The organism is Curtobacterium sp. JUb34 (assembly GCF_003755065.1).
Taxonomy (GTDB): Bacteria; Actinomycetota; Actinomycetes; order Actinomycetales; family Microbacteriaceae; genus Curtobacterium.
In genome coordinates this window covers 907,985-929,474 of the sequence record NZ_RJVH01000002.1, presented here as the reverse complement: position 1 = coordinate 929,474, position 21,490 = coordinate 907,985, and the positions used below count along the sequence as shown (strand labels likewise).

General features: G+C 71.6%; 23 protein-coding genes. 13 read left to right on the top strand and 10 right to left on the bottom strand.

Going from position 1 to position 21,490, the window contains the following annotated elements:
* Positions 1-11: 11 nt before the first annotated feature.
* Positions 12-914 (bottom strand): LysR substrate-binding domain-containing protein, encoded by a 903-nt coding sequence (locus tag EDF63_RS10825; RefSeq protein WP_123312996.1) that lies wholly within the window; start codon positions 912-914, stop codon positions 12-14.
* Positions 915-1,019: 105 nt separating this feature from the next.
* Here EDF63_RS10825 and EDF63_RS10820 point away from each other — a divergent pair, with 105 nt between their 5' ends.
* The 3 genes from EDF63_RS10820 (at position 1,020) to EDF63_RS18680 (ending at position 5,273) form a co-directional block, all read left to right on the top strand.
* Positions 1,020-4,478 (top strand): bifunctional proline dehydrogenase/L-glutamate gamma-semialdehyde dehydrogenase, encoded by a 3,459-nt coding sequence (locus EDF63_RS10820; protein WP_123312995.1) that lies wholly within the window; start codon positions 1,020-1,022, stop codon positions 4,476-4,478.
* Positions 4,479-4,635: 157 nt separating this feature from the next.
* Positions 4,636-5,076: a VOC family protein gene (locus EDF63_RS10815; RefSeq protein WP_111086862.1), complete on the top strand. Its 441-nt coding sequence runs from the start codon at positions 4,636-4,638 to the stop codon at positions 5,074-5,076.
* A gap of 47 nt (positions 5,077-5,123) precedes the next feature.
* The gene (locus EDF63_RS18680) at positions 5,124-5,273 is read left to right on the top strand and encodes a hypothetical protein (protein ID WP_185021375.1); all 150 of its coding nucleotides are present in this window, start codon (positions 5,124-5,126) and stop codon (positions 5,271-5,273) included.
* Between the two features lie 19 nt (positions 5,274-5,292).
* On the opposite strand, the gene EDF63_RS10810 is transcribed toward EDF63_RS18680, so the two are convergent.
* Positions 5,293-5,736, bottom strand: a complete 444-nt coding sequence (locus EDF63_RS10810; RefSeq protein ID WP_123312994.1) for a thioesterase family protein — start codon at positions 5,734-5,736, stop codon at positions 5,293-5,295.
* Positions 5,733-6,341, bottom strand: coding sequence for a QsdR family transcriptional regulator (locus EDF63_RS10805; RefSeq protein ID WP_123312993.1), 609 nt, complete (start codon positions 6,339-6,341; stop codon positions 5,733-5,735). Before EDF63_RS10805 ends, EDF63_RS10810 begins: the two co-directional genes overlap by 4 nt.
* Before the next feature lie 47 nt (positions 6,342-6,388).
* Between EDF63_RS10805 and EDF63_RS10800 the strand changes: the two genes are divergently transcribed.
* Positions 6,389-7,582, top strand: a complete 1,194-nt coding sequence (locus tag EDF63_RS10800) for an acyl-CoA dehydrogenase family protein (RefSeq protein ID WP_123312992.1) — start codon at positions 6,389-6,391, stop codon at positions 7,580-7,582.
* 89 nt (positions 7,583-7,671) lie between these two features.
* On the opposite strand, the gene EDF63_RS10795 is transcribed toward EDF63_RS10800, so the two are convergent.
* Both EDF63_RS10795 and EDF63_RS10790 read right to left on the bottom strand, forming a co-directional pair.
* Complete coding sequence (locus EDF63_RS10795) at positions 7,672-9,711, bottom strand: alpha/beta fold hydrolase (protein ID WP_123312991.1); 2,040 nt, start codon at positions 9,709-9,711, stop codon at positions 7,672-7,674.
* Positions 9,708-10,604 carry a patatin-like phospholipase family protein gene (locus EDF63_RS10790; protein ID WP_123312990.1) on the bottom strand — a complete coding sequence of 299 codons (897 nt, stop codon included), beginning with the start codon at positions 10,602-10,604 and terminating at the stop codon, positions 9,708-9,710. Before EDF63_RS10790 ends, EDF63_RS10795 begins: the two co-directional genes overlap by 4 nt.
* Positions 10,605-10,717: 113 nt before the next feature.
* Between EDF63_RS10790 and EDF63_RS10785 the strand changes: the two genes are divergently transcribed.
* Both EDF63_RS10785 and EDF63_RS10780 read left to right on the top strand, forming a co-directional pair.
* Complete coding sequence (locus tag EDF63_RS10785) at positions 10,718-11,527, top strand: GAF domain-containing protein (RefSeq protein ID WP_148061766.1); 810 nt, start codon at positions 10,718-10,720, stop codon at positions 11,525-11,527.
* A gap of 41 nt (positions 11,528-11,568) precedes the next feature.
* Complete coding sequence (locus tag EDF63_RS10780; protein ID WP_123312988.1) at positions 11,569-11,754, top strand: hypothetical protein; 186 nt, start codon at positions 11,569-11,571, stop codon at positions 11,752-11,754.
* Positions 11,755-11,838: 84 nt separating this feature from the next.
* Here EDF63_RS10780 and EDF63_RS10775 read toward each other — a convergent pair whose 3' ends face one another.
* Together EDF63_RS10775 and EDF63_RS10770 are read right to left on the bottom strand one after the other, a co-directional pair.
* Complete coding sequence (locus EDF63_RS10775) at positions 11,839-12,870, bottom strand: NADPH:quinone reductase (RefSeq protein WP_123312987.1); 1,032 nt, start codon at positions 12,868-12,870, stop codon at positions 11,839-11,841.
* 142 nt (positions 12,871-13,012) lie between these two features.
* Entirely contained in the window at positions 13,013-13,375 is a 363-nt protein-coding gene (locus EDF63_RS10770) for a helix-turn-helix domain-containing protein (protein WP_123312986.1), read from the bottom strand.
* 112 nt (positions 13,376-13,487) lie between these two features.
* Between EDF63_RS10770 and EDF63_RS10765 the strand changes: the two genes are divergently transcribed.
* The gene (locus EDF63_RS10765; protein WP_123312985.1) at positions 13,488-14,135 is read left to right on the top strand and encodes an NAD(P)-dependent oxidoreductase; all 648 of its coding nucleotides are present in this window, start codon (positions 13,488-13,490) and stop codon (positions 14,133-14,135) included.
* Between the two features lie 106 nt (positions 14,136-14,241).
* Here the strand turns inward: EDF63_RS10765 and EDF63_RS10760 are convergent, their stop codons facing one another.
* Positions 14,242-15,564, bottom strand: a complete 1,323-nt coding sequence (locus tag EDF63_RS10760; RefSeq protein ID WP_123312984.1) for an MFS transporter — start codon at positions 15,562-15,564, stop codon at positions 14,242-14,244.
* A gap of 160 nt (positions 15,565-15,724) precedes the next feature.
* Here EDF63_RS10760 and EDF63_RS10755 point away from each other — a divergent pair, with 160 nt between their 5' ends.
* Positions 15,725-16,582: a LysR substrate-binding domain-containing protein gene (locus EDF63_RS10755; RefSeq protein WP_123292823.1), complete on the top strand. Its 858-nt coding sequence runs from the start codon at positions 15,725-15,727 to the stop codon at positions 16,580-16,582.
* Between the two features lie 29 nt (positions 16,583-16,611).
* Here EDF63_RS10755 and EDF63_RS10750 read toward each other — a convergent pair whose 3' ends face one another.
* The gene (locus EDF63_RS10750) at positions 16,612-17,745 is read right to left on the bottom strand and encodes a hypothetical protein (RefSeq protein ID WP_185021374.1); all 1,134 of its coding nucleotides are present in this window, start codon (positions 17,743-17,745) and stop codon (positions 16,612-16,614) included.
* A gap of 113 nt (positions 17,746-17,858) precedes the next feature.
* On the opposite strand from EDF63_RS10750, the gene EDF63_RS10745 reads away from it, so the two are divergent.
* The gene (locus EDF63_RS10745) at positions 17,859-18,827 is read left to right on the top strand and encodes an aldo/keto reductase (RefSeq protein ID WP_123312982.1); all 969 of its coding nucleotides are present in this window, start codon (positions 17,859-17,861) and stop codon (positions 18,825-18,827) included.
* Between the two features lie 37 nt (positions 18,828-18,864).
* Here EDF63_RS10745 and EDF63_RS10740 read toward each other — a convergent pair whose 3' ends face one another.
* Positions 18,865-19,500 carry an NADPH-dependent F420 reductase gene (locus EDF63_RS10740; protein WP_123313157.1) on the bottom strand — a complete coding sequence of 212 codons (636 nt, stop codon included), beginning with the start codon at positions 19,498-19,500 and terminating at the stop codon, positions 18,865-18,867.
* 76 nt (positions 19,501-19,576) lie between these two features.
* Here EDF63_RS10740 and EDF63_RS10735 point away from each other — a divergent pair, with 76 nt between their 5' ends.
* From EDF63_RS10735 to EDF63_RS10720, 4 genes are all read left to right on the top strand, one after another.
* Positions 19,577-19,873, top strand: coding sequence for a GNAT family N-acetyltransferase (locus EDF63_RS10735; RefSeq protein ID WP_123312981.1), 297 nt, complete (start codon positions 19,577-19,579; stop codon positions 19,871-19,873).
* Between the two features lie 22 nt (positions 19,874-19,895).
* On the top strand, positions 19,896-20,357 hold the full coding sequence (locus EDF63_RS10730; protein WP_123312980.1) for a VOC family protein: 462 nt from the start codon (positions 19,896-19,898) through the stop codon (positions 20,355-20,357).
* 82 nt (positions 20,358-20,439) lie between these two features.
* Positions 20,440-20,910: a MarR family winged helix-turn-helix transcriptional regulator gene (locus tag EDF63_RS10725; RefSeq protein WP_185021373.1), complete on the top strand. Its 471-nt coding sequence runs from the start codon at positions 20,440-20,442 to the stop codon at positions 20,908-20,910.
* A complete protein-coding gene (locus EDF63_RS10720; RefSeq protein ID WP_123312978.1) occupies positions 20,907-21,416 on the top strand; it encodes a metallophosphoesterase in 510 nt (169 codons plus the stop codon). Before EDF63_RS10725 ends, EDF63_RS10720 begins: the two co-directional genes overlap by 4 nt.
* Positions 21,417-21,490 lie beyond the last annotated feature (74 nt).

Sequence of the window (21,490 nt, the reverse complement as noted above, 5' to 3'; positions counted from 1 at the left end):
GGACGGGTCCGTCAGTCGCCGACGGCCGCCGCGGCGCGTTCGAGCGCTGCGCGCAGTGCACGGACCGCGGGCGAGGACGCCCCGGCCGCGCGCACGACCGTGAAGATCGTGCGACGGGGCTGCTCGGCGAGTTCGAGCAGGCGGCAGGTCGTCGTGCGCCCGGTCCACATCAGATCGGGCATCAGGCTGACGGCGTTGCCGGACTCGACCAGACGGATCTGGGTCTGCAGGTCGGCGGTCTCGTAGCGTACGTCCGGCTCGAAGCCCCAGCGTCGGCACACCTGCTCGGCGAAGTGCCGCGAGGCCGTCCCACGGGGTTCCATCACCCACGGCAGGGCCTCGGCGTCCTCGAGGCTCGAGACCGGCAACAGCGCCGTGTCGAGCGGCGGCAACGCCAACCGGACCGCATCGGTGGTCAGGTCGGAGCGGTCGAGCCCGGACAGGTGCGGTGCGGCGTGCGCCGGGTACTGCTCGGCGATGACCATGTCGAAGTCGCGCGCCCACGTCTCGTTCAGTGCGGTCTCGGGCTCGCGCTGCACCATCTCGACGCGGACGTCGGGGTGCTCGGTGGCCATCTCGTGCAGGGCGTTCGGCATCAGGGCCAGGGCGGCGGACTGGAACACGGCGACGCGCACCCGCCCCTGGACGGACGGCAGGGTGTCCTCGACCTGCGCCTGAGCCTGCTCGAGCACGTCCTGCACGTGGCCGGCGGCGGCGACGAGCACCTCGGCCTGCGGGGTGAGCTGCAACCGCCGTCCGGCCTTGCGCAGGAGCTGGACTCCGGCCTCGCGTTCCAGGGCGCTGAGTTGCTGCGACACCGCCGACGGGGTGAAGTTCATGGCCTCGGCGACGGCCGCGATGGTGCCGCGGATCGACAGCTCGCGGAGCAGGACCAGGCGGCGGACGTCGAGCATGATCCGACGGTACCGGGGTCGCAGCGGATTCGGTAGTGCAACTGAACGGTACCCATCAGGAACGGTCGCTTCCGCTACCGTATCCCGGGACTCCACACTGATCCCATGACGACCCTGCAGGAGCACCCCGCCACCGACCACGACGCCCTGGCGGACCAGTCCGTCGCACTCGTCCGACAGTGGCTGGCCGAGGCCGAGTCGTTCCCGGTGGACGGCTCTGCCAAGCAGCTCGCCGGGGTGCTCGCCGACCCCGCCGGTCTGGACTTCGCGGTCGGCTTCGTGGACGGCGTCGTCCGCCCGGAAGACCTCGCCGTCGCCGCGCGCAAGCTCCGGCAGATCGCGCCCGGCGCCCCCGGGTTCCTGCCCGCCGCGATGCGCGGACTCGTGCGCCTCGGTGGCGGCATGGCACCGGTCCTGCCGAACGTCGTCGTGCCCATCGCCCGCCGGGTGCTGCGCGGCATGGTCGGCCACCTCATCGTCGACGCGACCGACTCGAAGCTCGGCCCCGCGATCGCCAAGATCAAGCGGGACGGCGTCCGGCTCAACGTGAACCTGCTCGGTGAGGCCGTGCTGGGCGAGCGCGAGGCCGCACGACGGCTCGAGGGCACGCACAAGCTCCTGGCCCGCGACGACGTCGACTACGTGTCGATCAAGGTCTCGTCGACCGTGCACCCGCACTCGCCGTGGGCGTTCGACCACGCCGTCGACGACATCGTGGAGCAGCTCCGCCCGCTGTTCGAGCGTGCCGCCGCCGCGACCCCGGCGAAGTTCATCAACCTCGACATGGAGGAGTACAAGGACCTCGACCTGACGATCGCGGTCTTCACGAAGCTCCTCGACGAGCCCGCGTTCCTCGGCCTCGAGGCCGGCATCGTGCTGCAGGCGTACCTGCCCGACGCCCTCGCCGCGATGGAGCAGCTGCAGGAGTGGTCCGCCGCTCGCCGTGCCCGCGGTGGTGCCGGCATCAAGGTCCGCCTGGTCAAGGGCGCGAACCTGCCCATGGAGCAGGTCGAGGCCTCGGTGCACGGCTGGCCGCTCGCCACCTGGCACACCAAGCAGGACTCCGACACCAACTACAAGCGCGTGCTCGACTGGGCGCTCACGCCGTCGCGCGTCGAGAACGTCCGCGTCGGCGTCGCCGGGCACAACCTGTTCGACGTCGCGCACGCGTGGCTGCTCGCCGGTGAGCGGGGCGTGCGGGACGGCATCGAGTTCGAGATGCTGCTCGGCATGGCGCAGGGCCAGGCAGAAGCTGTCCGCCGCACCGTCGGTTCGCTCCTGCTGTACACACCGGTCGTCCACCCGGGCGAGTTCGACGTCGCGATCGCGTACCTGATCCGTCGACTCGAAGAAGGCGCCTCGCAGGACAACTTCATGTCCGCGGTCTTCTCGCTCGTGTCCTCGCCGCCGCTGTTCGCGCGCGAAGAAGAGCGGTTCCGCGCGTCGCTCGTGCCGCTCGCCACGCCTGAGGGCCTCGCCGCCCCGGCGTCCCACCGCGTCGCCGACCGCTACGCGGCCGTCGGACGCCCCGGACCGGGCCGGTTCGAGAACACGCCGGACAGCGACCCGTCGGTCGCCTCCGTCCGTTCGTGGGGTGACGCGATCACCGCACGCGTCGCGTCGTCGACGCTCGGCGTCCGCGCCGTCCAGGAGGCCCGGGTCGACTCCGCCACGGCGCTCGACGCCGCGCTCGGCCGCGCCAAGGCCGCCGGTGCCGTCTGGGGCACCTGGTCCGGTGGCGCTCGTGGCGCCGTGCTGCACGCCGTCGGCGACGCGCTCGAGGCGAACCGCGCCGCACTCATCGAGGTCATGGCCGCCGAGACCGGCAAGACCATCGACCAGGCCGACCCCGAGGTGTCCGAGGCGATCGACTTCGCGCACTTCTACGGCACGCTCGCTGGCTCGTTGGACGAGGTCGACGGCGCGACGTTCACCCCGGCAAGCCTGACCCTCGTCGCGCCGCCGTGGAACTTCCCGGTCGCGATCCCCGCGGGCTCGACCCTGGCCGCGCTGGCCGCCGGGTCCGCCGTGGTCCTCAAGCCGGCACCGCCCGCCGAGCGCTCCGGGGCAGTCCTCGCTTCGATCATCGAGACCGCGCTCGACGCCCACGGCGCCCCGGCCGACGTGCTCGCATTCCTGCAGGTGTCCGAGAACGAGCTCGGCCAGCAGCTCATCGCCTCGCCGATGGTCGACCAGGTGATCCTCACCGGTGCGTACGAGACCGCCGAGCTGTTCCGCTCGTTCCGCCCGGACCTGCCGCTGCTCGCCGAGACCTCGGGCAAGAACGCCGTGATCGTCACCCCGTCGTCGGACCTCGACCTCGCGGTGAAGGACGTCGTCGCCTCGGCCTTCGGGCACGCCGGCCAGAAGTGCTCGGCCGCGTCGCTCGTGGTGATGGTCGGGTCGGTCGCGAAGTCGAAGCGCTTCCGCAACCAGCTCCTCGACGCCGTGTCCTCACTCACCGTCGGCTACCCGACCGACGCCGCGACGCAGATGGGCCCGGTCGTCGAGCCGGCGTCGGGCAAGCTGCTCGACGGCCTGACGACGCTCGGCGCGGGTGAGTCCTGGGCCGTCGAGCCGAAGCAGCTCGACGAGACCGGCAAGCTGTGGAGCCCGGGTGTCCGTCAGGGCGTCCGACGCGGCTCGGAGTTCCACCGCACCGAGTACTTCGGTCCGATCCTCGGCATGATGACCGCCGACACCCTCGACGAAGCGATCGACATCGTCAACGAGGTCGACTACGGCCTGACCTCGGGCCTGCACTCGCTCGACCCGGCCGAGATCGGCACGTGGCTGTCGCGGATCCAGGCGGGCAACCTCTACGTCAACCGCGGCATCACCGGTGCGATCGTCCGCCGCCAGCCGTTCGGGGGGTGGAAGAAGTCGGCCGTCGGCGCGGGCACGAAGGCCGGTGGGCTGAACTACCTGCTCGGGCTCGGGTCGTGGACCCCCGCTGCTGCGACCGCTTCGGCGGCTCCGTCCGCCCCGATCCGGGCGTTCGTCCGGGCGGCCGAGGTGTCGTCGCCGGTGCTCGACCGTGCGCTGGCGTCCGACGAGCAGGCCTGGTCGACGCTGTTCGGCACCGCGACCGACGTCTCGGCCCTGAGCGCCGAGCGGAACATCGCGCGGTACCTGCCGGTCCCGTCGGTGCAGGTGCGCCTGGCTTCTGATGACGAGGATGCTGTTCCTGACCTCGTCCGTGTCGTCGCGGCTGCACTCCGGGCCGGCACGACGATCGAGGTCTCGACGGCCGCCGCGCTGCCCGAGTCCGTCGCATCGGCGCTCCGCTCGCTGCCCATCGTCCGGTCCGTGACGCAGTCGGCCTCCGACGAGGCCTTCGCGTCGTCGATCGCGGCGGGCCCGTCGACCCGTGTCCGGCTCATCGGTGGTGACACCTCGGCGCTGTACTCGGCCGTCGGTGGCCGTCCGGACGTTGCGGTGTACGGCGGCCCGGTGACCGAAGCCGGTCGGCTCGAGATACTGCCCTTCGTCCGCGAGCAGGCGGTGTCGATCACGGCGCACCGCTTCGGCACGCCGAACCACCTGACCGACGACCTGATCTGACCGGACCGCGGCGCTGGCGTTCGGGTCCAGCGCCGCTGTCCGGTCGCCGCACGGTGTCGGTATGCACGGAGGTGGCAGGGGTTTCCTTGGGGGTGCGTCGCAACCACGGCGCGCACCCGACGGCCCTGCGTCGGGTCGAACCCGGAGGAGATCCACCATGACCGAACCGTTCGCACGCCCGACCGCCCTGGCCCACGTCCGCGTCACCGTGACCGACATCCACCGCAGCAAGGCGTTCTACCAGCAGCTGCTCGGCACCGACCCGGCGATCGACTTCAGCGACCAGGTCGACGAGCCCGGCGTGCGCGAGGACCGCGAGCGCTTCTACGGCGGATCCGTGTTCCAGCTCGGCGACCAGGTCTTCGGCCTGCGCCCGGTCGCTCCGGCGGGGCAGACGTTCAACCCGGACACGGTGGGACTCGACCACGTCAGCTTCGTCGTGGGGTCGGTCGACGAGCTGCACCAGGCGGCCGCACGTCTCGACGCCGCGGGGGTCGAGCACGGCGAGGTGACCGACCTCGGGGACGCCGGCATGGTGATCCTCTCCGTGCAGGACCCCGACGACATCAACCTCGAGCTCGCAGCCCTCAAGTCCTGAGCAGTCCTCGGGCCGCGGGCTAGCATGGGGTGACGAGAGGGGACGTCATGCGCTTCGTACACGCCATCGGCCGGGGGATCGGCTTCGTGTCGTCGACCATCGCGAAGGTGCTCGGGACCCTGAACGGCGCGAAGCCCGCGGGCGACGACCTCGCCGCGCGGCTGAACCGGCCGAGCCGCGACGACTACCGCCCTTGACCGGGCGTCGTGCGCGCGGTCAGTCGGCGACGGCGGGCTGCTGGGCGACCATCGTGCCGGTCACGAGCTCGCGCAGCGACTCCGGCAGGGGGATCGGCCGGCGGGCACCCTCGCGGTCGATGATCACGTGCACGAACTCGCCGGTGGCGAGCAGCGCGCCGTCGGACTGGCGGAACAGGCCGAACTCCCACGACAGGCTCGTGTTGCCGAGGTGCTTGGAGCGCATCCCGACATCGATGACGTCCGGCCACACGGCGGACTCGACGAACCGGCAGCTCGACGACACCAGCACCGCGATCCACTCCGACGAGAACGGGTCGAGCCCCGCTTGCTCGCGGAACCAGTACGTCGACGCGTTGTCCATCGCCGAGTAGTAGATCGTGTTGTTGACGTGCCCGAACATGTCGTTGTCGTTCCACCGCGTGGGGTAGAGGCGGCGGAACGGGTACTCGTCGATGGTCATCGGTCTCCGATCGGAGGTGCGGGTGTGGCGTGATCGGCGGCGGGGCGCAGCACGTACTCGAACGCGGCGCGTGCCCGGACAGGGTCGGGGGCCTCACCGGAGATGAACTCAGCGTAGGTGAACGACTCTGAGATCCGGACGAGCAGCCGGGCGAGCTCCTCGGCGGAGAGCGGGGCCGGATCGAACTCGCCGGACGACTGTTCCTCGACGACGAGTGCAGTGATCCGGTCGACGAACCGGCTCTGCACGTCGCTCTCCGAGGTGGTCAGCAGGCGCATCGCCCGCGCGGGCTCGCGGGTGAGGAACGCGCGGAAGTAGGTGGCGTCGATGAGGTCGACGGTGAACCGGTCGAGCACGTCGACGATGCGTGCTGCGCCGGTCGACCCGATCGTGTCGGCAGCGCGGGACGCCCGGTCGAGCGTCGGGACTGCGAGGGACCACAGGATCTCGGACAGCAACCGGTCACGGTTGCCCACCCACCGGAACAGCGACGTACGGTCCACGCCGAGTGCGGCAGCCAAGGCGCTCATGTCGATCCGTGCGCCGTCGATGAAGGTGTGGCGGGCCTCCCGGAAGGCGCGCAGCGCAGAATCCGATGTGTACACGCGACCCTCCCTTGCAACGTTTTCGAGAATGATGCATCGTTGGTTCCATGTCAACGCTGACGCCCACGACGGGCCTCCTCGAATCGGACTTCTACGGCTTCCAACAGCAGCTGACCGAGCCGGAGCGCGCGTCGATCGGGCGACTCCGCGAGTACCTCGAGCACGAGGTCGCGCCCATCGCCGACGGGTACTGGGCACGCGCCGAGTTCCCGATGCAGGTGATCGCTCCGCTCGCTGAGCTGGGCATGTACGGGCCGGGGATCCCGCTCGTGCGCCAGTTCGAGAACTCGGCCGTGTACCGCGGGTGGGCGGCGCTCGAACTCGGACGGGTCGACGCGAGCGTCGCGACGTTCATCGGCGTCCAGTCCGGCCTGGCGATGAACTCGATCGCGGTGGCCGGCAGCGAGGAGCAGCAGCGCGAGTGGCTGCCGCGCATGGCGACCGGCGAGCTCATCGGGGCGTTCGGTCTGACCGAACCGCTGTCCGGCAGCGACTCCGCCCGCGGCCTGCGCACCACCGCCCGGCGCGACGGCGACACGTGGGTGCTCGACGGTGAGAAGCGCTGGATCGGCAACGCCACCTTCGCTGACGTCGTCGTCATCTGGGCGAAGGACGTCGCGGACGAGCAGGTGAAGGGCTTCCTGGTCACCACGGACACCCCCGGTTTCACCGCGACCAAGATCGAGGACAAGATCGCGCTGCGCGGGGTGCAGAACGCCGACATCGTCATGCAGGGGGTGCGCGTGCAGGAATCGCGTCGGCTGCAGCGCGCCGACTCGTTCCGGTCGACGGCCGAGGTGCTGCGCCTGACCCGCACCGAGGTGGCCTGGCAGGCCGTCGGCATCGCGGTCGGCGCGTACGAAGCAGCGCTTTCGTACGCCCGCGAGCGGATCCAGTTCGGCAAGCCCATCGCGTCGCACCAGCTCGTGCAGGACCTGCTCGTGAAGTCGCTGTCGAACATCACGGCCTCGATCGCGCTCTGCACGCAGGCCTCGGCCATGCAGGACGCCGGTGTCGGGGGAGACGAGCACTCCGCCCTGGCGAAGGCGTTCGCGACCGCGAAGATGCGCGAGACCGTCGGCTGGTGCCGCGAGGTGCAGGGCGGCAACGGCATCGTGCTCGACAAGGGAGTGGCCCGGTTCTTCGCGGACGCCGAGGCGATCTACTCGTACGAGGGCACACGCGAGGTGAACACGCTCATCGTCGGGCGGGCGATCACCGGGCAGGCCGCGTTCGTCTAGGCGCGTCGGCTCGGCGGGTCCGACCCGGAACGACGTTCTCGATGTCGTACGACGTCGATCGTGTCGTTCCGGGTCGTCCAGGGCCGTGACTACCCGAGCAGCTCCGGCCGCTCCCACTCCTGGCCGATCACGTGCTGCCCGAGGAACGCGAACACCGTCTCGTACCAGACCACAGCGTGCTGCGGCGAGAGCACCCAGTGGTTCTCGTCCGGGAAGTACAGGAACCGGTGCGGCATCGTGCCGTCCGGCGCCGCGTGGTGCTCGGCGAGCTCGGACCAGAGCCGCAGCCCCTCGCCGATCGGCACCCGGTAGTCCTTGTCGCCGTGGATGACGAGCATCGGTGACGTGATGTCGGCCACGAAGCGGTGTGGGTCGTTCGCCTCGATGCCGGCGGCGTCGAAGATCGACGACCAGTACTGCGACGAGTCCGTGGTGCCGTTGAACTGGTCGAGCGCCCACAGGCTGGCGTGCGTGACGATCGCGCGGAACCGGTCGGTGTGCCCGGCGACCCAGTTCGCCATGTAACCGCCGAACGAACCGCCCATCGCGGCCGTGCGGGTCTCGTCGATGTCGGCGCGCGCCTCGACCGCGTCGGTGATCGCCATCAGGTCGGTGTACGGGGCCTGCCCCCACGCGTTCCACCCGCGGTTCACGAAGTCGAGCCCGTAGCCGGTCGACAGCGCCGGGTCCGGCAGCAGCACGGCGTACCCGCGCGCCGCCAGGAGCATCGGGTTCCACCGCCACGACCACTGGTTCCACGAGTTGAGCGGTCCGCCGTGGATCCAGAGCAGCAGCGGGTGCGGCCCGTCGCCCTCCGGCACGACCAGCCAGCCGCGCACGCGCGCGCCGTCGGCCGCGGTGGTCTCGACCTCCTCCAGGTGCGCGGGGACGTCGGGCAGGGCCGCCGGCGTCGCGAGCGGGGTCACCACCCCGTCCGTCGCGATCCGCACGGGGTGCAGCGGCGCCGCCCAGGAGGCCCGGAGCGCCACGACCGCACCGGTCGCCTCCGCCACGCGCAGGCTCGAGTACGCCCAGTCGTCGTGGGTCAGCTGCTCGACGGCTGCGCCGTCGAGCGGGATGCGGAACACGGGTGCCCGGCCGTCCTGGTCGGCCACGGCGAGCAGTGCCCGGTCGCCGTGCTCGAACACGAGCTCGCTCGGCCAGCGGTCCCAGTCGGTGGCGATGCGGTGCGGGTCCGACCCGTCGATGCCGGCGGTCCAAACTTCTTGCTGGGCCGCGCCGGCGGGCGTGGAGCGAACCGTCCTGACCCACGCGATCGTGCGGCCGTCGTGGCTCAGCGCGGGCATCTCGTGGTCGACGTCGACGTCGTCGAACAGCACCGTGCGGTGGCCGCTGGTGCAGTCGATCGTGACGAGCGTCGAGCGGTTCCCACGGGCCTCCCGGACGCCCACGGCTGCCAGCAGGACCGATCCGTCGGGCGTGAGCGCCCCGGCGACGTGGTCCAGCGACCGGCCCGGGGCCGGTGTGCGGTCGACGGGCTGAGCGACTTCGTCCGCGCCGGCGGTGTCGAGCGTGAGGACGTGGGTCTGGGCCGGCCCGAGGTCGTGGTCCCAGTACCGGACCGGGTACGTCTCGTGCAGGATCGCGCGGACCTTCTTGTCCGTGCGGGCCTTGCGGAGTGCTGCGTCGGCCTCGAGTACCGTCTCCGGCTCGGAGCCGGCACCCGGCAGCAGGTCGGCGGTGAGCGCGACGACGTCCGACGACGCCGCGGTGGCCAGGACGCCGCCGACGCCCCCGGCGAGCCGGGTGAGGGGACGGGCCTCGCCGCCGGTCGCCGGGAGCACCCAGAGCTGAGCTGTCTCGAGTTCGTCGGCGTCGGCGTCGGGCCGCGCGGAGACGAAGAGCAGGTCGCCGGTGCGGGTGAAGGCGACCCCGCCCTCGCCCTTGGCGGAGCGGGTGAGGCGGACGGCGGTACCAGGTGCGTCTCCGCTGGCCGCGTCGGCGTCGTTCCCTGCTGGCACCTGCCAGATCGAGCGGCGGTACCCGGTGCGGTCCGGGTCGAGCGCACTGACCGTCAGGGCGACGCGCTCACCGTCGGGGCTGATCGCGATCCCGTCGACCCGGGGGAGGGCGATGTACTGGTCGAGGTCGGAGAACGGCGTCGTCATGCGTCCACGCTCACCAGGTCGTCCGCCCAGAACGCGGCGATCTGCTCGGCGACCGCCGTGCCCTGGGTGCGGCCGGCCTCGGCCGACGGCGCCTGGGTGGCCAGCGAGAGCGAGTTCGTGCCGAAGGCTTCCTGCGCGGTGCTGTCGGCCACGACGACCTCGACCGAGCTGCCGCCGGCGCGGAGCGACTCGACCGCGACGTCGAGCCAGGGGCCGACCGGCGACGGACCCTCGGGACCACAGGCGATGACGAGGACACGCTCGTGGCCGGCGGCGGCGTCGGCGTTCGTGCCGGAACGGACCCCGCCGTCGACGTACGGTCGGCCCTCGATGCCGACGGGCGACCACACGAAGGGCACGGAGCAGCTCGCGGCGACCGCGCGGGGAAGCGGGACGCCGTCGGCCGCGGTCAGCAGCCGGAACGTGCCGTCGGTGGCGTCGACCGCGGTGATCGCGAGCGGCTTGCCCGGCCACTCGGTGGACGGCAGGGTCTCGGCGAAGGTCGCCACGCGGTCGTCGTCGGTCTGTCCGTCGGTGACCTGCTGGGCGGCGAGGCCGAGGCGGGCGCGGGCGTCCTGCTCGCCGGTCGCCCCCTCGAGCGCGCCGCCGATCCGCTGCTGGACGGCGTCGGTGTCGATGGCCGGCGGCTCGACGTAGGTCGTCGGCGCCGGGGTGTGCTGCTGGTCGTACGCCTGCTGTACCGCGCCGTTGCGGACGAAGGCCCCGACGACGCTGCCGGCGCTCGTACCGACGACGAGGTCTGCTGCGTCGAGGTCGACGCCGGCGTCCTGCAGGGCGGAGAGCACACCGACCTCCCACGCGATCCCGGCGACACCACCACCGCCGAGGACGAGGGCTCTGGTTCCGGGTACGGGCGTCGCGACGTCGGTCATGGGTCCTGCTTACCAGCTGCCGGCGACGCGCTGGTGGAGACCCGGTCTCGCTGTGGAGAACTGCCCTGTGGACAACTCCGATCGCGTCGGTGGCGTGACCTAGCGTCGTGGTCATGGGGCAACAGCGTTCAGGACGGGTCGGCACGGTCGGGTGGCCGATCCTGGTGGCGGCCGCGCCCACCGCGGCGTTCCAGCTGCCGAACCTGTTCGCCACCCCGGCGGTCCGACTGTCACTCGTCGTGTTCGGGCTCGTCGTGCTGGCCGTCGCCGTGGTGGTGCAGGTGGTCCGGACTCGGCGCGGCGACGCCGCGCGCTCGGCGGCCGAGGAGAACGCGACCGCGGCAGAGCTCGAACAGTCGACGGCCGTCCGGTACGCGTTCGGCCAGATCGCCACCCGGCTCGTCCGGTTCGCCGAACTGCCCCGTTCCGAGCGTCACGCCGAACTCTCCGTCGTCGCCGACCGCGTCGCCGTGGCCCTGGCGTTCTACCTGCTGCCGAAGGTCCCCGACGTCCGCGCCAACGTGTACCAGCTGTCCACCGATCTGCGTGCGCTCGAGCCGATCGGTCACGGGGGCGCCGGCGACACCGCCGGGGTCTTCCGCGCGGGAACGCCCTACGGCGACCGCAACCTCGAGTGGGTGCTGATCGGGGGATCGCCCCGGATCGTCGGCGACCGCTCCGCCGACGTCGATGTCGACCAGGACGTGTCCGGCTTCGAACCGCGGTACTCCTCGTACGTCTCGGTGGTGATCCGGTCCGACCAGTACTCGTTCGGCATGCTCACCGTCGACTCCCCGGTCCCCGACGCCTTCACCGAACTCGACGCGAAGAACATCGCGATGATGGCCTCGTTCATGGCCGTGGCGTTCTCGTTGACCTACTCGTTCCCCGAGCGCGACCGCAATCCAAGGAAAGGCCCGTGATGCTCACACGCTCTGTCGGACGCTCGACGTACGATGCCCCCATGACGACCGTGAACCCTGCTCCGCCGTCGTTCGGGCGTGCCCGGATCTCATCGCCCAACTGGAACGACACCACCACCGACGCCGACTACGAAGACCTCGACGTCATCGCCGCCAACATCGAGCGCGAGCGCGAAGCAGCCCGGATCCGGGTCGCCGCAGCCATCGCCGCGCGCCTGGGTCGCTGACCCTTCCCGCATCCTCCACGACGAACGGCTCCCACGGGTGTGGGAGCCGTTCGGCGTGGAGCGTCGAGGCGCCGGACGTCGCGACTACGGTGCCTTCGTCACGTCGATGACGACCTTGCCGACGGTGTCCTGCTCCACCGCGTCGTGCGCCTGGGCGGTCTGCTCGAGCGTGAAACGAGTGAGCGGGAGCCCGGCGTCTTCGCCGACCGGCAGCACGCCGTCGTGCAGTGCCTCGGTGACGTCCTCGGCCGCGGCGGCCAGGGCCTCGTCGCCGATCGTGTAGAGCAGCAGGAACTGGTACCGCGCGTTGACGCTCATGTTCGGGCGGATCGGCAGCGAGGCCTCGTCGCCGCCGTTGTTCGCGTAGATCGACACGACGCCGTGGTTCGCGAGCACGTCGGCGACCAGGGCGGCGTTCTGCGGGATCGACACCTCCACGACGATGTCGACGCCGTCAGGAGCGATCTCGCGGACACGGGACGCTGCGTCGTCCTGCCGGTAGTTCACGACGTGGTGGGCGCCCGCGGCGGTGGCGAGCGCGGCCTTGCCGTCCGAGCTGATCGTCGTGATGACGGTCGCGCCGGCCCAGCGGGCGAGCTGGATGGCGGCATGCCCCACGGCGCCGGCACCACCCGCGACGAGCACGGTGAAGCCGTCGAGGGATCCGGGGCCGAGTCGCGACGGACCGTCCTCGTGCGTGGTCAGGGCACGGTGCGCCGTCATCGCCGGCACCCCCAGCGAGGCGCCGACGTCGAACGAGATGCCGTCGGGCAGGCGGACCGCGCGGCTCTCCGGCACGACGGTGTACTCCTGCGCGGTGCCGGTGGGGCGCGAGGCGGCGGCCATGAAGAGCCAGACGCGGTCACCGACGGCGAGGTCCTCGACACCCGGGCCGACCGCGTCGACGACACCGGCGCCGTCCTGGTTCGGGGTGATCTCGGGGAACGGCAGGCCGTCGCCGTAGGTGCCGCCGGCCCGCGCCTTCCAGTCCGTCGGGTTCACGCCGGAGACGACGACGCGGACGCGGACCTCGCCGGCGCCGGGTTCGGGGACGTCCCGCTCGACGAGTTCGAGGACGCTGCTGTCACCGGGCTTCGTGTAGACGATCGATCGCATGCCCCCAGGCAACCACTCGCCGCCGTCGGGGATTCCGAGTGTGCGCGTGGCGGCACTTCGTGAGCACAAATGGTCGGGTGCGTTCGGCGGACCCGACCATTTCTGCTCACGAAGCGCCCCGCGCCCCCGCCGCCGCCGGAGCTCAGCGCGCGTCGTACTCCTCGCGCGACACGGCGACGTCGTCCATGTGGGACGTCGCCCATGCCTCGAGCGGCTCGAGCACCCGGCGGAGTGACCGCCCGCGATCGGTCAGTTCGTACTCGACGTGCGGCGGGATCTCCGGGAACACCGTGCGCGTCACGAGCCCGTCCCGTTCGAGCGCGCGGAGTGTCTGCGTGAGCATCTTCTGCGACACGCCCTGCACCCGGTTCGCGATCGCCGAGTACCGTCGCGGCCCGTCGGCGAGGGTGCCGATCGTCAGCACGCTCCAGCGGTCGCCGATGCGGTCGAGCAACTGTCGGCTGGGGCAGTCCGCCGCGTAGGGGCTGTACTCGAGTGCTGACATCCTGGCCTGGCCTCCGTGACGACGGGCTCCGTAACGCACTGTGAGGTGCCTACTTACTCAAAGAGAGTAACTCTTGTACGGTGAGCAGCACCAGCCCCACGAAAGGAACAGCATGACCAGCATCGTCGTCTTCGGAGGCACCGGCTACGCCGGCTCCGCCATCACCCGCGAAGCCCTCTCCCGCGGCATCGCCGTCACCGCCGTCGCGCGCGACACGAGCAAGCTCGACGCCGCCGAGGGTCTGACCCTCGCGCAGGGCGACGCGTTCGACGCCGACTTCGTGGCCGAGGTCACGAAGGACGCCGACGTCATCGTCGTTGCGCTGCACGCGGTCCAGTCGGACGGCAGCGAACTCAAGGACAAGTTCCAGCACTTCGTCGACGCTGCGGCCAGCGCCGGTGCGCGGCTCGGCATCGTCGGCGGCGCCGGTTCGCTGCTCGTCGCCGAGGGCGGTCCGCGCCTGTTCGACTCGGCTGAGTTCCCGGACGCGTTCAAGGGCGAGGCGAAGAGCCACGCGCAGATCCTCGACGCGCTCCGTGCATCAGACACCGACGTCGACTGGTTCTACGTCAGCCCGGCCGCCGGCTACGGCAGCTACAACCCGGGCGAGCGTCGCGGCACGTACCGCACGACCGACGAGATCCTGCTCGCCGACGCCGAGGGCAACTCGGACATCTCCGGTGACGACTTCGGTCTGGCCTTCGTCGACGAGATCGCGAACCCGGCACACCACCAGACGCGCTTCGGCGTCGCCTACTGAGGCACACCCCGCTCAGGAACCAGGTTCCGGACACAGCACCGCGGATCTGCGTGGTTCAGTGTCCGGAACCTGGTTCCGGCAGACCATCTCGCGACCGCGCTTCCGCTCAGTGCGCGACGATGGCCGGCAGCGGCACGTGGTGGCGCATGCGCACCGCCACGTGCAGGCCTCCGCGGCGGGCGAGCACGAGCGCGATCACGGCGGCGGCCGCAGCGGGCACCCCGCCGGCGACCATCATCCCGACGTGCGCCCCGAAGTGGTCGACGACCTGGCCCATCAGCGGCCCGCCGATCGCCTGGCCGCCGAGCAGCACGAGCACGTAGAGCGACATCACCCGTCCCCGGATCGCCACGTTCGAGGACAGCTGCACGAGCGAGTTCGACGCGGTCTGGAACAGCAGCTGTGACATCCCGACGGCGACGAGCGCCACGGTGAACGGCGCGATCACGGGGATGGACCCGGAGACCACGAGCAGCACCCCGGTCCAGAAGACCCCGCCCACGATGGTCCGGAGCCGCACGACCGCCCGCCGCGTGGAGAGCAGGGCGCCGACGAGTGCGCCGATCGCCACGGCGGAGTTGAACACGCCGTACCCGGCGGCGCCGACGTCGTAGACCTGTGACGCGAAGGCGGACAGCAGCACGGGCATCGTCAGTGCGAACACCGAGAAGAACGCGACGAGGATCACCGGCACGATGATCGTCGGCTTGTTCACGGCGTAGCGGAGCCCCTCGATCAGCTGCCCCTTGCCGCGGGGCGCCGGGGGCGTCCGGTGCAGCTCCGAGACCTTCAGGAACCCGAGTGTCACGACGACGGCGACGCAGGCGATCGCGTTCACGCCGAACGACCACCCCGCCCCGACGGCGACGAGCAGTGCGCCGGACAGCGCCGGTCCGATCATGCCGCCCAGCTGGAACACCGACGAGTTCACGCTGATCGCGTTCCGGAGGTGCTGGTGCCCGACGATCTCGGTGACGAACACCTGCCGGGCGGGGTTGTCGATCACGGTGACCATGCCGACCAGGAACGCGATCACCCAGATGTGCCAGGCCTCAACGACCCCGGCCAGCGTCAGCACGGCGAGGAGCGCGGACAGCACCGCGAAGGCGCCCTGCGTGATCATCATCAGCGCGCGCTTCGAGAACCGGTCCACGAGCACCCCGCCGAGCAGCCCGAACAGCAGCATCGGCGCGAACTGGCAGGCGACGGTGATGCCGACCTGCGCGACCGAGCCGGTCAGCTGCAGGACGAGCCAGTCCTGGGCGATGCGCTGCATCCACCCGGCGGTCATCGCGACGAGGTTGGTGGCCGTGAACAGCCGGAAGTTCGGCACGGACAGGGCGATGAGCGTGTGCCGCCAGGGCGGGCGGGTGGCCTGGATCGGGAGCGGTTCGGTGGGCGGGGGGAGGGTCGTCGATGACGCACTCACGGTGAGGGGTTCTCCGGACGTCGTTGCGGATCTGGTACCCCAACGAAACTACGTGACCGCGGTCCATTCGACACCCCTATGGTGGCTATCAATCCATTGCGATGTCGAATGACCGCGCGAACGCCCGCGCGAACACCCGCGCGAACGAACGAGGTGCCCCGTGCTCGATCCGGTCCTACTGCAGACCTTCCTGGCCGTCGCCGAGACGCAGAGCTTCACGCAGGCCGGAGCCCGCCTCGGCATCAGTCAGCCCACCGTGTCCCAGCACGTCCGGCGGCTCGAGACCGCGGTGTCCCGCACCCTCGTCGCACGCGACACCCGTGGCGTCACCCTCACCGACAACGGCGACGCGATGGCCGGCTTCGCCCGGACGATCCTCGCCGCGCACGCCACCGCGGACGCGTACTTCTCGGGGTCGGCGACCCGCGGGCGGCTCCGGTTCGGCGCGGCCGACGACCTGGCGATCACGCAGTTGCCGCGCATCCTCCGCGACTTCCGGCGGCTGCACCCGCAGGTGAACCTCGAGCTGACGGTGAACCAGTCGTCGCCGCTGCTGCGCCGGGTGCACGCCGGCCAGCTCGACCTGGTGTTCATCAAGCAGACCGCAGGGGAGTCCGCCGAGGGCACCCGCGTCGCGACCGACCAGATGGTGTGGATGGCGCAGGACGGCATCGCGGTCGAACGCGACGAGCCCGTGCCGCTCATCGCGTACCAGGCGCCGAGCATCAGCCGGCAGATGGCGATCGACGCCCTCGAGGCCGCCGGCCGCACCTGGCGGATCACCTGCAACACCCGCGACGTCAACGGCGTCCTGGCCGCGGTGCGGGCGGGGATCGGCGTGGCGGTGTTCCCGCACTCGCTCATCCCGGCGGACCTGGTGAAGGTGTCGCAGCGGCTGGGGCTGCCGGACCTGCCGGCGGTCGACTACGTCCTCATCGCCAACCCGACGGTGCAGCGCGAGCCGATCGACGCCCTGACGAACGCGATCCTGTCCCGCGGGGTCGTCCGCGCGGTCTGACCGCGACCGGCGTGCAGCGGACGCGCGGGCTACGGCGCGAGGGTCGGGGTCGTCCCGGTGCCGGTCAGGTCGGGCAGCGTCACGCCGGCGAGCGGCAGCAGCGCCGAGGCGACGGCCCACAGCAGCACGAGCGTCCCGACGCCGCCGAGCACGGCGCCGAGCAGTGCGACCGGCCGCTGCCACGTCGCCGCGCGGTCGCGCAGCGTCACGAGCGACAGCAGCAGCGCGAGCAGTCCGAGCACGACACCGACGCCGTGCACGGTCGACGGCGAGGTGAACCACCACGCCGCGAGTCCGAGCGTCGCGATGCCCGCCACGGCGCCCAGGATCGCCCCGGGCGTCGCACCGAGTGCACGGCGCGGCTCCGGCGCAGCGGCTGCGGCCACGGGCTGGTCGAGCAGTTCGGTCGGGAGGCCCGGCTCGGCCCCGACGGACGCACTCGCCTCGGCACGGGGTGCGGTCACGGGCACGACCGGGTTCGGCGCCATCGGTGCGGTCGACGAGGTGGTCGGCACCGACGGCGCCTGCAGGACCGCGTCGAAGGAACGCACGTGGGCGGACGCCGGCGTCGGTGCCGGTGTCACGGTGGCGGCGGCCTGCTGGTGGGCGAAGCGGCGGGGCGTGCGGAAGCCGATCGGGCCGACGGGTTCGGGCTCGGTGCCCTCGACGACGACGTGCTCCAGACCGGGCACCGAGAACCGGGGCTGGCCGGCGGTGGGCACGGGCGACGGCGCGGGAGCCGGTGCGGTGCGGGGAGCGGCGTCGATCGGCGAGACCGGGGCGGGGGTGGAGGCCACGGCGGCGGTGTCGAACGGCACGGTGTGCACGGACGGTGAGGTCGGCGCCGGCGGCAGGAGGTCCTCCTGCGGCGGGTAGTCGGGGACCGCGACGTCGTCCTCGACGAGGGCCGCGATCGACGCGGGCTCCGGCGTCGGCACGGCCGTCGGGGCGAGCGTGGTCGTCGGCTGCGGGGCGGAGCCGACCACGGCGGTGGGGGCCGGCGCACCGTGGGCGGCGCGCGACGTGGCGGGGGTGTGACGGGCCTCCTGGCCGGTGCTCGCTGCGACGTCGGGGGTGAGCCGCTCGACGGCCACGGCCGGTTCGACGACCGGTGCGGTCACCCAGGACGGGACGGGACGGCGCGGCCGTTCCGAATCCTGCATGCGATGCGACGCCACTGCGGTGCTCCCTTCGTCGACTGATCCATCGTCAGTTCTAGCGGCAACGGTCGCGGATGTCGCAGCCCCAGTTCCGGGGTCGCCGGTACGTTCGGGGCATGACCGGAATCGAACACCGTCCACTGGGCCCCTCGGGACTCGTCGTCTCCACCGTCGGCCTCGGCTGCAACAACTTCGGGCGACCGGGGACCGCCTCCGAGTCGCAGGAGGGCACCGACGCCGTCGTGCGGGCGGCCCTCGACGCCGGTGTCACGCTCTTCGACACCGCGGACATCTACGGCGGCCGGCCCGGCATGTCCGAGGAGATGCTCGGCCGGTCGATCGCGGGTCGGCGGGACGAGATCGTGCTCGCGACGAAGTTCGGTATGGACATGCAGGGCGCGAACGGCCCGGACTGGGGTGTCCGCGGCTCGCGGCGGTACGTCCGGCTGGCCGTCGAGTCGTCGCTCCGTCGCCTCGGCACGGACTGGATCGACCTGTACCAGATGCACCGACCCGACGACGTGACGCCGATCGAGGAGACGCTGTCCGTCCTCGACGACCTGGTCCGCGAGGGCAAGATCCGGTACGTCGGACACTCGAACTTCGCCGGGTGGCAGATCGCCGAGGCCGAGCTGACGGCATCGATCGCCGGCACCACCGCGTTCGTGTCCGCGCAGAACGAGTACAGCCCGCTCGCCCGAGCCGCCGAGGCCGAGGTGCTGCCGGCCGTCCGTGCGTACGCGCTCGGGTTCCTGCCGTTCTTCCCGCTGTACAACGGGCTGCTCACCGGCAAGTACACGAAGGCCGGGGGCCCGGCCGACGGGCGCCTGTCGACGTCGAAGCCGCAGCTGCTCGAGGACGCCCCGTGGGACGTCCTCGACGACTACCAGCGGTTCTGCGACCACCGCGGCGTCACGATGCTGCAGGCGACGTTCGCCTGGTTGCTCGCGCAGCCGGGGCTGTCGAGCGTCATCGCCGGTGCGACGAAGCCGGAGCAGATCACGCAGAACGTCGAGGCGGGCACCACCTGGACGCCGACCGAGGACGACATCGCCGACATGACGGAGATCTTCGACCGGGCGTAGTGCCCGCCGCCCGCCGCCGGGGCCGAGACTCGGGGCGTCAGCGGGTCGCTGCCCGCAGGGCCTCGCGCAGCTGGTCGGCGGTCAGGCGCGGGCCGTAGCCGGGCGTGTCCCGCTGGATGCGCCAGCCCTCGGCGAGGGGGCCGGCATCGACGACGTCGAAGCCGAACTGGTCGATGAGGTCCGTGGCGACCTGCTTCGCCTCGGCGTCGTCGCCCGCGACCACGAGGGCGCGGCGGTCCGGGGTGCCGGCCGGGGTGGCGTGGCCGGTGAGGTCCGCGGCGCCGATGTGGTTGAACGCCTTGACGACCCGGGCGCCGGGCAGGTGGTCCTGCAGCAGCTCGGCGGTCGTCGTCGACCCGTCGTCGAGCGCGGCGATGTGGCCGTCGCGCTCCCAGTAGTAGTTGTTCGTGTCGATGACGACCTTGCCGACGAGCGGTTCCGCGGGGACCGTGTCGATCGCGGCGAGCGGCACGGTGACGACGACGACCTCACCCGCCGCAGCGGCTTCGTCGCGGGTGGCCGCACGGGCCTGGTCGCCGAGCTCGGTGACCAGGTCGGTCAGGGTCTCGGGGCCGCGGGAGTTCGCGATCACCACCTGGTGGCCGTGCTGCACCGCGAGTCGTGCGAGTTGGGATCCGATGTTGCCTGCGCCGATGATGCCGATCGTTGTCATGGTGTCCATCCAACGCTCGGCGGCCACGAGCATTCCCCGTGGAGCGCGTGCGCCCGGGGCGGAGCATGATGGCGGCATGGACCACGAGTTCCGCGACGAGCCCGACCAGGACCGCTACGCCATGTACGTCGGCGGCGAGCTCGTGAGCGTGCTCGACTACCGCGAGAACGGCGACGCGATCGCGTTCCCGCACACGTACACGGTGCCGAAGCACCGCGGGCACGGCTACGCGGCCGAGCTCGTCGAGTACGCGGTCGCGGACGTCGAGTCGAACTCGACGAAGCGGGTCGTGCCGATGTGCTGGTTCGTCGGCAAGTGGTTCGACGAGCACCCCGAGAAGTCAGACCTGCTCATCCGCAGTGCCGCGGACTGAGCCGACGCGAGAAGAGGGCCACATGCCCACCATCACCCCGTTCCTCTGGTACGACGACCAGGCCGAGCAGGCTGCCCGGTACTACGTCGACCTGTTCCCCGGCAGCTCGATCGACAGCGTGGCGAAGACCCCGGACGGCGCGACGCTGGTCGTCGAGTTCACGTTGCTCGGGCAGCCGTACCGGGCGATGAACGGCGGCCCGGGACACCCGCACACCGACGCCGTCTCGTTCCAGGTCGACGTGGACACGCAGGACGAACTCGACCGCGTCTGGGACGCCCTGCTCGCCGACGGCGGGAAGCCGACCATGTGCGGCTGGTTGTTCGACCGTTGGGGTGTGGCCTGGCAGGTGACGCCGTCGATGATGGGCGAGCTGATGACCGGGTCGGGCGACCCCGAGTCGAACGCCCGTGTCTTCCAGGCGATGATGACGATGCAGAAGCTCGACATCTCCGCCCTCCGGGCCGCAGCCGCCGGCCACTGAATCCGAACCTCGCGTACCGCCCGGTATGGTGTCGGCACGGAAGACCGCCGGCCGGCGCCGGCACCGACAGGCTGGAGCCACGATGGACCACCCGAGCTCCCAGATCCGGAACAGTGAGATCGGCCGGGCGTACACCGAACTCGCCCGGATCACCCGGCGCGCGAGCATCCGTGCCCGCGGGTCCGACGACGCACTGAGTGTCGTCGACCAGTCCCTCGTCGACTTCGTGGTGCAGCACCCCGGCTGCATGGCCATCGACATCGCCCGGTACCTGCGCCTGAACCGCTCGACGATCTCCCGCCAGCTCTCCGGGCTCCTCGCCACGGGCCTGATCCGGACGACCGACGGCGGCACCGGCAACGCGAAGCCGCTGGAGGCGACGGACGCCGGCCGCACTGCGCTCGAACGCTCCGTGCAACTGCACCGCGACGCGCTGGAGGAGCGGCTCGCCAGCTGGTCCGACGACGACATCGCCCTGCTCGCCGGCCTGCTGGAACGGCTCGGCGCCTCGGACGAGGCTGGGCTGCCGATGCCCGGGCGCGCGTCGACGTGACGACCTCGTTCGTCCTGCTCTCCGACACGCACCTGCCGAAGCGGGCGAAGGACCTGCCCGCGGCGCTCTGGTCCGACGTCGACGCCGCCGACCTCGTGGTGCACGCGGGGGACTGGGTCGACCTCGCCACCCTCGATGCCGTGCAGGCCCGATCGCGCCGGTTCGAGGGGGTGCGCGGCAACAACGACGGCCCCGAGTTCGACGAGCGGCTCCCGCTCGTCGCCCGCTTCGCTGTCGAGGACCTGCGCTTCGCCCTGGTGCACGAGACCGGCGCCGCGACGGGCCGGGAGCGCCGGATGGCCGCCGAGTACCCGGACGTCGACGTGCTCGTCTTCGGGCACTCGCACATCCCGTGGGACACCGTCGCGCCGTCGGGCCTGCGGCTGCTCAACCCCGGGTCGCCCACCGATCGTCGCCGGCAGCCCGACTTCACGTGGATGCGCGGGACGGTGACCGGCGCAGACCTGACCGTCGAGCTGGTGCGCCTGCCGCCGCCCGCGCGCTGACCCGAGATCCGCCCCAGCCACCCCGTACGCGAAAGCGACAGATCCCCGCGGAACATCGGCGGACATCTGTCGCT

What these genes read in the sequence shown, in the direction of transcription:
- EDF63_RS10795 (WP_123312991.1), bottom strand. Translation starts at nt 9,711, where the DNA reads ATGACGACGCCGTTCTCCGACCTCGACCAGTACATCGCCCTCCCCCGG.
- EDF63_RS10730 (WP_123312980.1), top strand. Translation starts at nt 19,896, where the DNA reads ATGCCCACCATCACCCCGTTCCTCTGGTACGACGACCAGGCCGAGCAG.
- EDF63_RS10800 (WP_123312992.1), top strand. Translation starts at nt 6,389, where the DNA reads ATGTCAACGCTGACGCCCACGACGGGCCTCCTCGAATCGGACTTCTAC.
- EDF63_RS18680 (WP_185021375.1), top strand. Translation starts at nt 5,124, where the DNA reads ATGCGCTTCGTACACGCCATCGGCCGGGGGATCGGCTTCGTGTCGTCG.
- EDF63_RS10815 (WP_111086862.1), top strand. Translation starts at nt 4,636, where the DNA reads ATGACCGAACCGTTCGCACGCCCGACCGCCCTGGCCCACGTCCGCGTC.
- EDF63_RS10745 (WP_123312982.1), top strand. Translation starts at nt 17,859, where the DNA reads ATGACCGGAATCGAACACCGTCCACTGGGCCCCTCGGGACTCGTCGTC.
- EDF63_RS10770 (WP_123312986.1), bottom strand. Translation starts at nt 13,375, where the DNA reads ATGTCAGCACTCGAGTACAGCCCCTACGCGGCGGACTGCCCCAGCCGA.
- EDF63_RS10790 (WP_123312990.1), bottom strand. Translation starts at nt 10,604, where the DNA reads ATGACCGACGTCGCGACGCCCGTACCCGGAACCAGAGCCCTCGTCCTC.
- EDF63_RS10820 (WP_123312995.1), top strand. Translation starts at nt 1,020, where the DNA reads ATGACGACCCTGCAGGAGCACCCCGCCACCGACCACGACGCCCTGGCG.
- EDF63_RS10825 (WP_123312996.1), bottom strand. Translation starts at nt 914, where the DNA reads ATGCTCGACGTCCGCCGCCTGGTCCTGCTCCGCGAGCTGTCGATCCGC.
- EDF63_RS10735 (WP_123312981.1), top strand. Translation starts at nt 19,577, where the DNA reads ATGGACCACGAGTTCCGCGACGAGCCCGACCAGGACCGCTACGCCATG.
- EDF63_RS10740 (WP_123313157.1), bottom strand. Translation starts at nt 19,500, where the DNA reads ATGACAACGATCGGCATCATCGGCGCAGGCAACATCGGATCCCAACTC.
- EDF63_RS10775 (WP_123312987.1), bottom strand. Translation starts at nt 12,870, where the DNA reads ATGCGATCGATCGTCTACACGAAGCCCGGTGACAGCAGCGTCCTCGAA.
- EDF63_RS10780 (WP_123312988.1), top strand. Translation starts at nt 11,569, where the DNA reads ATGACGACCGTGAACCCTGCTCCGCCGTCGTTCGGGCGTGCCCGGATC.
- EDF63_RS10785 (WP_148061766.1), top strand. Translation starts at nt 10,718, where the DNA reads ATGGGGCAACAGCGTTCAGGACGGGTCGGCACGGTCGGGTGGCCGATC.
- EDF63_RS10765 (WP_123312985.1), top strand. Translation starts at nt 13,488, where the DNA reads ATGACCAGCATCGTCGTCTTCGGAGGCACCGGCTACGCCGGCTCCGCC.
- EDF63_RS10810 (WP_123312994.1), bottom strand. Translation starts at nt 5,736, where the DNA reads ATGACCATCGACGAGTACCCGTTCCGCCGCCTCTACCCCACGCGGTGG.
- EDF63_RS10750 (WP_185021374.1), bottom strand. Translation starts at nt 17,745, where the DNA reads ATGCAGGATTCGGAACGGCCGCGCCGTCCCGTCCCGTCCTGGGTGACC.
- EDF63_RS10725 (WP_185021373.1), top strand. Translation starts at nt 20,440, where the DNA reads ATGGACCACCCGAGCTCCCAGATCCGGAACAGTGAGATCGGCCGGGCG.